The following is a 12,477-nucleotide window of genomic DNA, read 5'->3' on the forward strand; positions in this document are numbered from 1 at the left end:
CGTGGGTGCGGCCATCGCGACCTGCTCGTGAACCCCACCAGGTCCGCCGCCCAGGCCCTGCCCGAGGCCCGCTTCGAGGAGTTCGCCGGCGCCTCCCACGCCGTCTTCCTCACCAGCGGCTGCGCCCGCGGGAAGATCGCCGCGTTCGTGGCGGACCCGGCCGGCGTACCGGCGGCGCCGTGCGCGGACGCCACGCCCCGGCCCGACGACCTGCACGTCACCGGCGCCCCTTACCTGATCTCCCGCTCCCCCTGGCTGGCCGCCCCCTTCGCGGTCTTCGCGCTCGCCTCCCTGGTCCAGCTCGTCTCCGGGGCACGGAGAGGCCGGGCGCTCGCGGCCTACGGCGGCCTGGCGGGTGTCGCCTTCACCGGGATCGTGGCCCAGTCCGCGCACACCCTGGCCGGCGCGAACGGCGCCGCGCTGGCCGTCGGCGTCCCCGGCACCACGGTCGCGTACACGTCGATCGCGGTGGCGTCGGCCCTGCTGACGGCGGGGGCGCTGCTGCGTGAGCGCGGGTGGCCCCAGGTCGCCGCGACCGTCATCTGCGCCGGATTCCTCATATGGTGGTACACCTGGTTCCTCTGACGCGCATCCGTGAACTCGACGCTCTCCGCGGCTTCGCGGTGGGCGGGATCATGCTGGTCAACACCTGGCAGCACAGCACGAAGCAGCAGACCGGCGTCGACCTGACCGTCGAGGCGCTGTTCCAGAGCCGGTTCTACCCGATCTTCTCGTTGCTGTTCGGCATCAGCTTCATGCTGTTCCTGCGCGGCAACAGCCGGTGGGCGCTGCTGAGCAGGCTGTTCTGGCTGTTCTGCATCGGGCTCGTGCAGCGCACCTTCTACGAGGGCGAGGTGCTGACCGACTACGCCTTCTACGGAGCGCTGGTGCTGCTGCCCGCCTCGTTCCTGGCCCCCGGCCTGCCGGTGCTGCTGCTCGGGCTGGGCGCCCTGGTGTGGGCGGTGGTCGTCGGCGGCGGGGCGCTGCTGATCCCCGGCCTGTTCCTGGTCGGCATGGGGCTGTGGCAGCTGCGTCCGCCCCGGTGGCTGCTGCTTCCGTCGTTCGCGGTCGCCGCGACGGCCACCGTGCTGCTGACCCTCGCGTGGTCGGTCACGCACGCCTGGGCCACCTACAGCGTGGCCGCGCTGGCGGGCGCGGCGGCGTACTCGCTGGGGCTGCTGCTCGTGCTGGGGCCGTGGTCGGCGGCGGTGCTGGAGCCGCTGGGGCGGATGGCGCTGACCAACTACGTCTCCGGCACCGCGATCATCATCCTGGCGGGCCCGCTGGTGAACGCCGACACCACCCGCTGGTCGGTGGTGGGTCTGACGGTGGTGACCGTGGCCGCGCAGGTGCTGCTGAGCCGGTGGTGGCTGGCGAGGTTCAGGTACGGGCCGCTCGAATGGGCATGGCGGTGCCTCACCTGGTTTCGGCGGGTGCCCAACCGGCTAGAGTCTGGCCGTGACCAGAATCGCCCTCTGCCAGATCCCGGTCTCTCCTGACCCGCCGGCCAACCTCGAAAGGGTCCGGCAGGCGCTCGCCCGAGCGGAGGGCGCCGACCTCGCGATCTTCCCCGAGGCCACGCTCACCCGCTACGGCAGGCGCATCACGAGCCTGGCCGAGCCGCTCGACGGGCCGTTCGTCTCGGGGCTGGCCGAGGCCGCCAAGGAGCACGGGCTCGCGGTGGTCGCCGGCGTGTTCGAGCCCGGAGAGCCGGGGGAATCACGTGTGCGCAACACGGCCGTGGCCGTCGACGCCGAGGGCACGGTGCGGGCGGCGTACCGGAAGATCCACCTGTTCGACTCGTTCGGCGCCAAGGAGTCCGACCTGGTCGAGCCGGGCGCCGAGGCGGTGGTCGTCGAGCTGGCCGGGGTGCGGGTCGGGCTGATCACCTGCTATGACGTCCGTTTCCCCGAGCTGGCCAGGGCACTGGTCGACCAGGGCGCGGAGCTGTTCGCGGTGATCGCGGCCTGGGGGTCCGGCCCGCTGAAGGAGGACCACTGGGTGACCCTGGTGCGGGCGCGGGCGCTGGAGAACACCATGTGGACCGCGGCCGTCGGCCAGGCGCCCAATCCGGCCGAGGCGTCCGACGGCTACGGTGTGGGCCGCAGCATGCTGGTCGACCCGCTGGGCGTGGTGCGCGCCGACCTCGGCACCGCGCCGGGCGTGCAGGTCGTGGAGATCGACCACGAGCAGACCGCCGCCGCCCGTGCCACCCTGCCGTGCCTGGAACATCGCGTCTTCCGGGGTCAACAGATCGTAAAGTAGGAGCGTGAGCGGAACGCAGATGCAGAAGGTTGTCCCGCCGCGTCTGCTCGTGCCATATCTGTCGGGCAAGCGCACGGTCATTTCCGGCTATGTCTACCGGGTGCAGGATTGCGTCAGGTTGACCACGCCGGACGCGCTCTACTACGGGCTCGACCTGTCGTTCGATGGATCGGAGCTGTTCGCCGAGGTGCCCGAGATCTACGTCATGCGCTGGTTCGCCCGCGATGTCGACACCTACGCGGTGCCGTACGGGCCGCACATGGGGGGCGACTGGAGCGACGCTCCGCCCTTCGCCGGCAATGGGTTCACGACCTCGTCGGAGCACGTGGTGCCGCAGTTCCACACCGTTCCGATGCCGATCCCGGCCGGGGCGGAGATCATCCGGGTCACGGCCGAGGGCGAGCGGACCTTCGCCCACTACGACGGGCTGACCTGGCGGCCCGCCGCATGAGCGACGAGATCGTGCCGATCGCCTCCGGCTTCGTGGCCCGCTTCGGCGAGCACACCCTGCCCGCCGCACTCGGCCCCGACAGCGGCCAGGTGGTGCTGTTCAGCGAGACGGAGCTCGACGGGTTCGAGCCGGCCTCCGGCTACTGGCGACGGGTCGTGCCCAGGGCACAGCTGGAGTGGCTGGTGTTGATCCGCACGGTGGGGGCGTTCGGCGGCGAGCCGTGCATCGTGCTCGACGAGGACGACGACGGCCTGCACATCGCCTACACCGGGCACAGCGGGATGAAGGCGGAGGCGCTGGGCTACTGGATGGTCGACCACGGCGCCTACGAGGTCGTGGTGCCCCGCGAGGAGGTCTTCTCGATCCGGGTCGAACGCATCCCGGTGCCGTAGGAGCTAGCCGGCGGGGGTGCCGAGGCGGCGATAGCGGGCCTGGCGGGCGGCGAGCCGGTCGGCCGGGGCCGATCGAAGCAGCAGCGCGATCTCGTGCTCCAGCGCCCGCCCCACCCGTTCGCAGAAGTGACGGGGCTCGTACGCGGCGTCGGGCAGCTCGGGGACGACCCGGTCGACGATGCCGTCACGCCGCAGGTCGGTGGCGCGGATGTGCTGCGCCTGGGCGATCTCGGGGGCGAAGTCGACCGAGCGGTAGAGGATGGCCGAGGCGCCCTCGGGCGGCAGCGGCGACAACCAGGCGTGCTGCGCGCAGAGCACCCGGTCGGCCGGCAGCAGCGCCAGCGCCGCCCCGCCCGCGCCCTCGCCGAGCAGCAGGCACACGGTGGGTGCGTCGAGCATGACGAGCTCGGCCAGACAGCGGGCGATCTCGGCGGCCAGGCCGCCCTCCTCGGCCGACTTCGACAGGTCGGCGCCCGCCGTGTCGACGACGGTCACCAGGGGCAGTTTCAGCTCGGCCGCCAGCCGCATGCCGCGCCTGGCCGCGCGCAGCCCCGCCGGGCCCAGCGGCGAGTTGGCTCGCTGCAGGCGGCGGTCCTGGCCGAGCACCACCGCCGGCGCGGTGCCGAACCTGGCCAGCGCCAGCAGCAACCCCGGTTCGTTCTCGCCCTCGCCGGTGCCGCTGAGCGGGGTCACGTCGGTGGCGGCGAGCTTGAGCACTGTGCGCACGCCGGGCCGGTCGTCGCGGCGCGAGCGGGTGATGGCCTCCCACGCCTCCACCGGACGCAGGTCCTCCTCGGGAGGAGGGCCGGCCACGACCGCGGACCTGTCGGCGGCGAGCACGGAAAGCGCCCTGATCGCGACCTCCCGCGCGTCCTCCGCCGACACCACCGCGTCGAGCAGCCCCTTGCGGTGCAGGTTCTCCGACACCTGCACGCCCTCGGGGAAGGGGTAGCCGTGCAGCGACTCGAACACCCTCGGCCCCATGAACCCGATCAGCGCCTCCGGCTCGGCCGCCGCGACGTGACCCAGCGACGCCCACGACGCGAAGACGCCGCCGGTCGTCGGGTGCCGCAGGTAGACCAGGTAGGGCAGGCCGGCGGCGCGATGCGCCTGGATCGCGGCGGTGATCTTCACCATCTGCACGAACGCGACCGCGCCCTCCTGCATCCGCGTGCCGCCCGAGGCCGGCGCGGACAGCAGCGGCAGCCCTTCGCGCGTGGCCCGCTCGACCGCGCTCACGAACCGCTCGGCCGCCGCCACCCCGATCGAGCCCGCCATGAACGAGAACTCGCAGGCCGCGACCGCGACCTTGCGCCCGTCGAGCCGTCCTTCGCCGGTGATCACGGCCTCGTCGTAGCCGGACTTGATCCGGGCCGCGGCCAGTTCGTCGGCGTAGGGAGAGCCGGGCGGCGCCGGATCGGCTGGCGGCGCGTCCCACGATGTCCACGAGCCCTTGTCGAGGACCGTGTCGATCAGTGTGCGCGCGTCCGGACGGCTCACTATCACTCCCTAGAAGTCGGACATCCTTGCAATGGTGACGCATGAGAGCGCCGTCCGGTGCCGCGGGTGGGGAATCATCGTTCGCGCTCCCGCAGCCAGGCGAGCACGGCGTCGTTGTCCTGGCCGAGCGTGGGCGGGGCGCTGTGCTCCACGTCGGTCAGCCCGTCGAAGCGCAGGGGCGGCCCCGGCAGCTCGATCTTCCCGAGCACCGGGTGCTCCACCTCGACGACGAGGCCCTGTGAGCGGGTCTGCTCCCAGGCGTAGACCTCGTCGATCGACCGGATCGCGCCCGCCGGCACGCCGGTCTCGGCCAGCCTGGCCAGCCAGTGGGCGCGGTCGTGGGCGGCCAGGGCCCGCTCCATGTCGGCGATCAGCTCGTCGCGGTGGGCGAACCGCTCCCTGTTGGTGGTGTAGCGCGGATCGGCGGGATCGATGCCGAGCAGGGTGGCGACCTTCTTCCACTGGCCGTCGTTGGCGGCGGCGATCTGCAGCATGCCGTCGGAGCAGCGGAAGGTGCCGTAGGGGGCGATGGAGGCGTGATGGTTGCCGCCGGCGGCGGGCACCTGGCCGCCGACCGTCCACGCGGTGCCGTGGTAGGCGTGCACGCCGGTGACGGCGGCCAGCAGCGACGTGCGCACGACCCGGCCCTTGCCGGTGCGCTCGCGCTCGTAGAGTGCGCCGACCACGCCGTAGGCACCGTGGATCCCGGCCAGCAGATCGGCGATCGACGCGCCGACGCGGTAGGGCTCCTCGGGTGAGGGGCCGGTCAGCGACATCAGGCCGCCCTCGCCCTGGGCGATCCCGTCGTAGCCGGGGCGGCCGCCTTCGGGGCCGTCGTGGCCGAACCCGGTGATGGACAGGATGACGAGGCGGGGGTTGAGCTCGTGGAGACGCCCGGCGGAGAATCCGAGGCGGTCGAGCACGCCGGTGCGGAAGTTCTCCACGAGGACGTCGCTCTGGCGGACGAGGCGCTCGATGAGCTCCTTGCCCTCCGCGGACTTGAGGTCGACGGTGATGGACTGCTTGTTACGGTTGGCTGCCAGAAAATAGGTCGAGATATCGTGATCCGGCCCGGCGAACGGCGGGCCCCAGCCCCGGGACTCGTCACCGCCGTCCGGATGCTCGACCTTGATCACCCTGGCGCCCAGGTCACCCAGCATCTGCGCGGCGTGCGGCCCGGCCAGGGCCCTGGAAAGATCGAGCACGACGATGTCGCCGAGGGGTCCGAGCAAGATCAACCTCCTACATGCGCTCCAAGGGCGAAAGAACATTCTCTCAGGCATGAGCCCCCTCTCCTCTACCCTGGTCCGATGAATCCGCCGGCCGACCACATCCGGACACTGCCCCCGTCGTGCGGGCCCGTCCGCCTGGTGGCGGTGGACGGGCCCGCCGGATCCGGCAAGACGACGTTCGCGCGGCGGCTCGCCGCCGACCTCGGGTGCCAGGTGGTCCACAGCGACGACTTCCCCGTGCCGTGGGAGGACGGGCCGGGCGGCTGGTTCCACGCGCTGCGGTCGCAGGTGATCGAGCCGCTGCGGCACGGCCGCCCCGGAGGTTTCCGCAGGTACGACTGGGCACGGGGCGTATACGCCGGCCACGTGGGCGTGCCGGTCGCGCCGGTGCTCGTCATCGAGGGGGTCGGCACGGCCAGGGCCTCGGTGGCGGAGTTGCTGGCGTACACCGTCTGGATGGAGGCGCCCGAGGCGGTGCGACTGGCGCGCGTCCTGGAGCGGGACGGGCCCGAGCTGGAGCCTCGGTGGCGTACGTGGTTCGCGGCCGAGCGGACGTGGTTCGCCGGGGACCGCACGCGGGAACGCGCCGACCTGATCGTCCGGACGGGGTGAGGGCAGGGGGCCGAAGAGGCCCTGCGGAGCGGGGTCAGGAGGGCAGGTGGGCGACGTCGTTGAAGCGTACGAGCTCGAAGCGCTCACCGCCCGTGCGCCAGACCGACACGGAGGCGTTGAGCACCGGCGCGAACTCCAGCACCGCCGCGAGCCGCGCGTCGGGGTCGCCGGCGATGACGTGGCGCAGCCCCAGCACCACGGAGTCGTGGGCGACGATCACCACCCGCCGGCCGCCGGCCCGCAGCCGCAGGTCGGCGAGGAGGTCACGGAGCCGGTCGACGACGTCGGCCAGTGACTCTCCCCCGGGCGGGCGGTAGGCCCAGGCACCTTCGGCCTCCCGCCGCGCCCGCTCGCCGGGGAATCGTTCCTCGGCCGCGGCCGGGTTGTAGCGGGCGAACTCGCCCGTCTCCTGGTCCCTGAGCCGTGCGTCCACGGTGACCGGGAGCGGGCGGATGCCCCAGGTGTCCTGGGCGATCCGCCATGTGTCCATGGCGCGCAGGTAGGGCGAGCACCAGACCAGCTCGGGCGCCTCGCCGTCGGGCAGGGTGGCGAGCAGGCGCCCGAGCGCCGAGGCCTGCGCCCTGCCCTGATCGGTCAACGTCACCTCGTCGTCGCCCCGCTCGTAGACCAGCGGCGTGTCGCCGGCCAGCCGGTAGGCGAGGTTGGCCTCGCTCTCCCCGTGCCGGACGGCGATGATCACTGATGGGCTCACGCCGCCATCTTGCCACGAGGCCACGAAGCGAATTACGGTCAAGACCGTTATGACTGACCTAGGAGGTCGTACGTGCGCCTCATCATGACCGTGCTCCTCGTCGCCTTATCCCTCTCCGCTCCGGCCCGGGCCGATTCCCCAGCAGAGCCTCCGGCCGCGGGCCGGGCGGACTGCGGATTCCACGCCCTCGACCCGCTCCCCCTGACCGGCGCCACCACCGCGGGCACCGCGCTCGACGCCGGCCACCCGCAGGGTCCGCGCGTCTACTCCGTCACTTCCAGCGCCTCCGGCCCCGCGCTGCTCGGCATCAGGGACGCCCGCGACGGCCGCCTGATCGGCGAGCGGCCGCTGCCGCTGGCGCTCGGCTCCTGGGCCGTCACCGTCGCTCCGGACCACTCCGTCTACGTCGGCAGCTACAACGCCACCGCCGGCGCGATGGGCCGGCTCTTCCGCTACGAGCCCGGCTCCGACCAGGTGAGCGAGCTCGGCATCCCCATCGCGACCGAGACGTTCGTCTGGACCGTCGCGGCCGCCCCCGACGGGTCCGCCGTCTACGGCGGCACCTCGCCCACCGGCAGGCTCTTCCGCCATGACACCGCGACCGGTGCCACGACGGACCTGGGCAGCCCTGTCCCCGGCGAGCAGTTCGTCAGGGACCTGGCCGTCGGCGAGGACGGCACCGTGTACGCCGGCGTCGGCGCCCAGAGCATGAAGGTCGCGGTGCTCACCCCCGGCGGGACGGTCGAACGGATCATCGAGCCGCCCGTCGAGGGCGCGGGCTACGCCTACGACGTGGCCGTGACCGGCCACCACCTGCTGGTGCGCTTCACCACGTCCGCGGGGGCCACCCCCATGGGCGTGTACGACCTGCGCACGAACGAGTGGAAGGACCTGGTGGAGGACGTCGGCAGCCTGACCGTCGGCGGCGGCCGGCTCGGCCACCACCTGCACCTGTTCCAGGGCGGCGAACTGGCCAGGTACGACCTCAGGACCGGGAAGATCACCCGGCTCGGTTTCACCGGCCACGGCGGCGGCGCCGCCCGTACGCTGGGCTGGCTCGGCACGACGCTCGTCGGCACCAGCTCCACCGGCCGCATCTGGCACTTCGACCGCACGACCGGGCAGGGCGAGCTGCTCGACGGCACCCTGACCGGCCAGCCCGTCAGCATCCGCTCGCTCGGCGCGGGCCCCGACGGCCAGGTCTACGCGGGCGGCTTCTTCACCGGCGGCCTGGCCGCCTACGACCCCGCCACCGGCGAGACGCGCTCCTGGCCGGACGTCGGGCAGAGCGAGGGCATCGTCACCCACAAGGGCAGGCTCTACCTGGGTGTCTATCCGGGCGCCCGGATCTACGAGTTCGACGGGAGCGCGCCGAGGCTCCTGCTCGACCTCGGCGACCAGGAGCAGGACCGGCCCTTCGCGATGGTCTCGGCGGGCGACTGGCTGGCGTTCGGGACCGTGCCCAAGTCGGGCACGCTCGGCGGCGCGCTCGGCCTGCTCGACCCCGCCACCGGCCGTACGGTGATAAAGCGGGACATCATCCCCGGCCACAGCATCATCGGCCTGGCCTACCGGGACGGCCTCGTCTACGGCGCCACCTCGGGCTTCGGCGGCACCGGCACGCCGCAGGGCGAGGGGGTGGCCTTCGCGTACGACATCGCCACCGGCTCCCTCACGTGGCAGAGCACGCCGGTGCCCGGCGACCTGGCGCTCGGCTCGATCGCCTTCGACGACGAAGGACGGTTGTGGGGATTGACGCCGGACACCCTGTTCGAGCTGGACCCGGCCACCGGACGGACCGTCAGGGCCGTCAAGCACCAGGACTACCCCTGGGACACCGTCACCCAGGTCTGGCTGGACACCAACCTCGTGTTCCACAAGGGTTTCCTGTGGGGCAAGGTGCAGGGCAAGGCGTACCGGATCGATCCGGGGACGATGGCGTTCACGCTCATCGCCCGCCCGATCTCGAACCTCCTCCTCGGCCCTGACGGGCACCTCTACCTGTCGCGTTTCGAAAACTTTTACACCTATCGCATCTGCTGATCCGTGAGCCGGAACAGCCGCGCCCCCTCGGCGAAGTAGACGTCTCCCGACCCGTGCACCGCGAGCTGGTGCACGGGTCCCTCCTTCAGCCGGGCGTGCCGGCCGGTGCGCGGATCGAGGGAGAAGACGTACTGGCCGGCGTGGGCGCCGTACAGTGTGCGGTCACGCCGGTTGAAGGAGAGCTGCCCGCTCGCGCTCTCGCTGTCCGACAGCGTGACCCGCTGGACCACCTTGCGGGCGGCCGGGTTGACGGCGAACACCTCGCCGCCGGCGATCCCCCACAGCCGGCCCCGGTCGTCGAACGTCAGCGCGGGGACGGCCGGCTTGCCCGGCGCGGGGACGATCTCCCACAGCAGCCGGTCGTCCTTCACCGACCAGGCGAACAGCTTGGCCTCGGGCTGGGTCGGCGGCGTGGCCGACTGGCCGCTGTAGATGGAGGTGCCGCCGTAGAGCACGCCGTCGCGGTAGGCGAGCGAGACGATGCTCTGATCCTTGACCACGTTGCGCCGGGAGTGCTTGAGCTCTCCCGTCTGAGGGTCCCAGATCGCCAGCACGCCGCCCAGGTGGCCGAGGTCGGGCATGGTGCCCGCGGCGAGATAGCGGCCCGCCGACGCCAGCGCGCGCGGCCTGATCTGCTTCTCCGCGGCCAGGTCGAACAGGCGTGCGGGGTTGTCCGCCGGGCCGGGCTCGGGGCTCGGCGAGTACTCCGGGCTGTTCCACGGCAGTTGCGGGTCGTAGGCGTAGACCCGGGCCTCGGGGTAGGCCCCGACGTAGAGCTTGCCGTCGTGCGTGGTCATGTCCTCGCTCTGCGAGAACGTGTGGAACTCGGCCCGCTTTCCCGTCTTGGGGTCGAGGGCGGCGAAACCGCCGTTGAGGAAGCCGCCGGCGTACATGCGGCCGTCGGGGCCCTCCGAGAGCGCCGTCACGTCGATCGGCTCGCCCTGGACCTCCGTCTGCACGAACGACGTCGCGCCGGTCTGCGGGTTGTAACGGAACATCAGGCCGCGCCAGAGGAGACCCACGACGCTCTTGCCCGGATAGTCCGGCAGGCCCAGCTCGGCCCAGCCGATGCCGCGAGTGTTGGCGACGCGGCCCGTGATCGGCAGGCCCGTGCCCGTCGTCTCCTTCGTCCTGGGGTCGTAGCGGACGAGTTCACCGTCCTTGATGAGGTAGACCGCGCCGTCGTCGTCGGGCGGCGAGACGTCCAGGCCGTGGGCGGGGTCCAGGGTGTCGGTCCAGCGGCCGGCGGCGATGTCCCAGACGTGGAGCGGGCCGGGGCTCGCGCCGCCGAAGCGCACGTAGAGGTGGCCGGCGGCGACGTTCACGTCGTAGGCCCACTTGCCCGCCGGGTCGAGGCCGTCGGGCAGGGGGATCTGCTCGGACGTGCCGGAGGCGGCGTCGATCTCGAAGATCGCGGCGGGGTCCTCGGTGCCCGCGTAGATCTTCCCGTCGGCGTAGGAGACGCTGCGGACGTAGGAGTGGGTGGGCGAGATCCTTCCGTAGTCGCGTACGCCGCTCTCGGGGTCGTAGGCGAACAGGCGGCCTCCCGGGTAGGTGCCACCGTAGACGGTGGCGCCCTCGCCGGCCGCGACGGTCCAGACGAAGTTCTCCGAGGCCAGGGGACGGCCGAGGTCCTGCACGCCGCCCTGGTCGGTCCAGCGGTAGAGCCGTCCGTCGCCGTACGTGCCGACGTAGACGCTGCCGTCCTGGGCGGCGTCCACGGCCCAGGAGCCTTCCGCGCCCGGCAGGTCGTACCTGGCCACCTCCTCCCCGGTGGCCGGGTCGACGGCGTTGAGATGGGCGGGGCTGCCGGACGACACGCCCCACAGGACGGTCCTGCCGCCGGGGCCGGGCGCCACCACGCCGCCGATCAGCAGCACGTCCTCCAGGGGCACGCCCAAATCCTCGGTACGGCGCTGCGCCGCGCCGGCGGGGGCGGCGGCCAGCGTCACGAGGAGGGCCGCCATCGCGGCCGCGAGCACTCTTCCAATTAAGGTCATGACCGAAACCTAGAGAGACGCGCCTTGAGCGTCAATAGATCGATTACGGTAAAGGTCCTAATTCGCGTTTCAGGTGTGGCGCAGCACCTTCGCGAAGGCCTGCGCGATGTCGGCCGCGGCGGCCGGGTCCTCCATGAGCATCGACTGGCGCACCCACACCACGGTGTCCGACGCCTCGGCCGCGACGGGGCCCGGCTCGGCGCGGGCGCCCTCAGCGGCCAGCGCGGACATGGTGGCGAGCGGCGGGTAGCCGGCGTCCAGCGGCACCCCCTCGGCGGCCATGGCCTCCAGCAGGAACGCGCGGTCCACGCCGGCGTCGAGGCGCAGCATGAGCAGGTGACGCGAGTCGCGGGTGGTGCCCTCCGTCGCGGGCACCGCGGTGACCCCGGGGACGCCGGCCAGCTCGCGCTCGACGGCGGCACAGAAGGTGTTCCTGCGGTCGATCTCGTCGTCGAGCCGGTCCAGCCAGGGCAGCAGCACCGCCGCCTGGAGCTCGGTGAGGCGCAGGTTCCAGCCGACGGACGGGTGGCCGTACCACTGCCCGCCCAGCGCGCGGCCGAGGTTGCAGACCGACCAGACGCGCTCGTGCACGGACCCGTCGCGGCAGACGATCAGCCCGCCCTCGCCCGCGGTCATCGCCTTGCTCGCCTGGAAGCTGTAGACGCCCGCGTCGCCCAGTCCGCCGACCGGGCGGTCCTTGTACGTCGCGCCGTGCGCCTGTGCGGCGTCCTCGACGACCGCCAGACCATGGCGGGTGGCCAGGTCGTTCAGCGCGTCCATGGCGGCGGGGCTGCCCGCCAGGTGCACGGGCATGATCGCGGCCGTCCTGCCGGTCAGCGCGGCCCGCACCGCGTCCGGCGACAGGTGCAGGTCCACGGGGTCGACGTCGGCGATCACGGGGGTCGCACCCGCCAGCAGCACCCCGGTGGCCGAGGCCACGAACGTGTACGCCGGCACGATCACCTCGTCCCCCTTGCCGACGCCCAGGCCGCGCAGCGCCGCGAACAGCCCGAGCGTGGCGTTGGCGACGGCGACGCCGTGCCGGACGCCGGAGCGGCGGGCGAACGCGGCGGTCAGGTCCGCGACCACGGAGCCGCCCTGCGTGGCGCCCCAGAGGCCGCTCTCCAGCACCTTGGTCACCAGGTCGCGCTGGGCGGGGTCGACGGGCGGCGGCCAGGCCGGCCAGGGCGCCGTCCTGACGGGAGCGCCTCCGTGCATGGCGAGTGTCACGCTGGGTGTCCCTTCTCCGGGGGGCCGGGCAGATCGGGGA

Annotated in this window: 12 protein-coding genes; 7 read left to right on the top strand and 5 right to left on the bottom strand. The window is 72.7% G+C overall.

The features are described from left to right. The 5 genes from E1295_RS44005 to E1295_RS44025 all read left to right on the top strand — a co-directional run. Positions 1-585: hypothetical protein (locus E1295_RS44005; protein ID WP_220449196.1), on the top strand; the 585-nt coding region annotated here is incomplete at its 5' end. Continuing rightward, positions 561-1,499, top strand: a complete 939-nt coding sequence (locus E1295_RS44010) for a DUF418 domain-containing protein (RefSeq protein WP_132640663.1) — start codon at positions 561-563, stop codon at positions 1,497-1,499. The genes E1295_RS44005 and E1295_RS44010, both read left to right, overlap by 25 nt. Then, complete coding sequence (locus E1295_RS44015) at positions 1,459-2,265, top strand: carbon-nitrogen hydrolase family protein (protein ID WP_132640665.1); 807 nt, start codon at positions 1,459-1,461, stop codon at positions 2,263-2,265. The genes E1295_RS44010 and E1295_RS44015 overlap by 41 nt, the downstream gene beginning before the upstream one ends. A 4-nt stretch (positions 2,266-2,269) precedes the next feature. Next, positions 2,270-2,716 (top strand): hypothetical protein, encoded by a 447-nt coding sequence (locus E1295_RS44020; RefSeq protein ID WP_246081125.1) that lies wholly within the window; start codon positions 2,270-2,272, stop codon positions 2,714-2,716. Further along, positions 2,713-3,108, top strand: a complete 396-nt coding sequence (locus tag E1295_RS44025; RefSeq protein WP_132640667.1) for a hypothetical protein — start codon at positions 2,713-2,715, stop codon at positions 3,106-3,108. Before E1295_RS44020 ends, E1295_RS44025 begins: the two co-directional genes overlap by 4 nt. Positions 3,109-3,111: 3 nt before the next feature. Here the strand turns inward: E1295_RS44025 and E1295_RS44030 are convergent, their stop codons facing one another. Beyond that, a complete protein-coding gene (locus tag E1295_RS44030) occupies positions 3,112-4,608 on the bottom strand; it encodes a carboxyl transferase domain-containing protein (RefSeq protein WP_132640669.1) in 1,497 nt (498 codons plus the stop codon). Between the two features lie 74 nt (positions 4,609-4,682). Further along, on the bottom strand, positions 4,683-5,879 hold the full coding sequence (locus tag E1295_RS44035; RefSeq protein ID WP_166427710.1) for a CaiB/BaiF CoA transferase family protein: 1,197 nt from the start codon (positions 5,877-5,879) through the stop codon (positions 4,683-4,685). A gap of 39 nt (positions 5,880-5,918) precedes the next feature. Here E1295_RS44035 and E1295_RS44040 point away from each other — a divergent pair, with 39 nt between their 5' ends. Beyond that, complete coding sequence (locus tag E1295_RS44040; protein WP_132640673.1) at positions 5,919-6,452, top strand: uridine kinase family protein; 534 nt, start codon at positions 5,919-5,921, stop codon at positions 6,450-6,452. Between the two features lie 34 nt (positions 6,453-6,486). Here the strand turns inward: E1295_RS44040 and E1295_RS44045 are convergent, their stop codons facing one another. Continuing rightward, positions 6,487-7,164, bottom strand: coding sequence for a histidine phosphatase family protein (locus E1295_RS44045; protein ID WP_166427709.1), 678 nt, complete (start codon positions 7,162-7,164; stop codon positions 6,487-6,489). Between the two features lie 72 nt (positions 7,165-7,236). On the opposite strand from E1295_RS44045, the gene E1295_RS44050 reads away from it, so the two are divergent. Then, the gene (locus tag E1295_RS44050; protein ID WP_132640677.1) at positions 7,237-9,207 is read left to right on the top strand and encodes a WD40 repeat domain-containing protein; all 1,971 of its coding nucleotides are present in this window, start codon (positions 7,237-7,239) and stop codon (positions 9,205-9,207) included. On the opposite strand, the gene E1295_RS44055 is transcribed toward E1295_RS44050, so the two are convergent. Then, positions 9,192-11,207: a ligand-binding sensor domain-containing protein gene (locus tag E1295_RS44055; RefSeq protein WP_132640679.1), complete on the bottom strand. Its 2,016-nt coding sequence runs from the start codon at positions 11,205-11,207 to the stop codon at positions 9,192-9,194. The genes E1295_RS44050 and E1295_RS44055 overlap by 16 nt on opposite strands. A 69-nt stretch (positions 11,208-11,276) precedes the next feature. After that, positions 11,277-12,437 (bottom strand): DegT/DnrJ/EryC1/StrS family aminotransferase, encoded by a 1,161-nt coding sequence (locus E1295_RS44060; RefSeq protein ID WP_132640681.1) that lies wholly within the window; start codon positions 12,435-12,437, stop codon positions 11,277-11,279. Positions 12,438-12,477: the final 40 nt, after the last annotated feature.

Origin of the sequence: Nonomuraea mesophila (assembly GCF_004352805.1) — a bacterium.
Taxonomy (GTDB): domain Bacteria; phylum Actinomycetota; class Actinomycetes; order Streptosporangiales; family Streptosporangiaceae; genus Nonomuraea; species Nonomuraea longispora.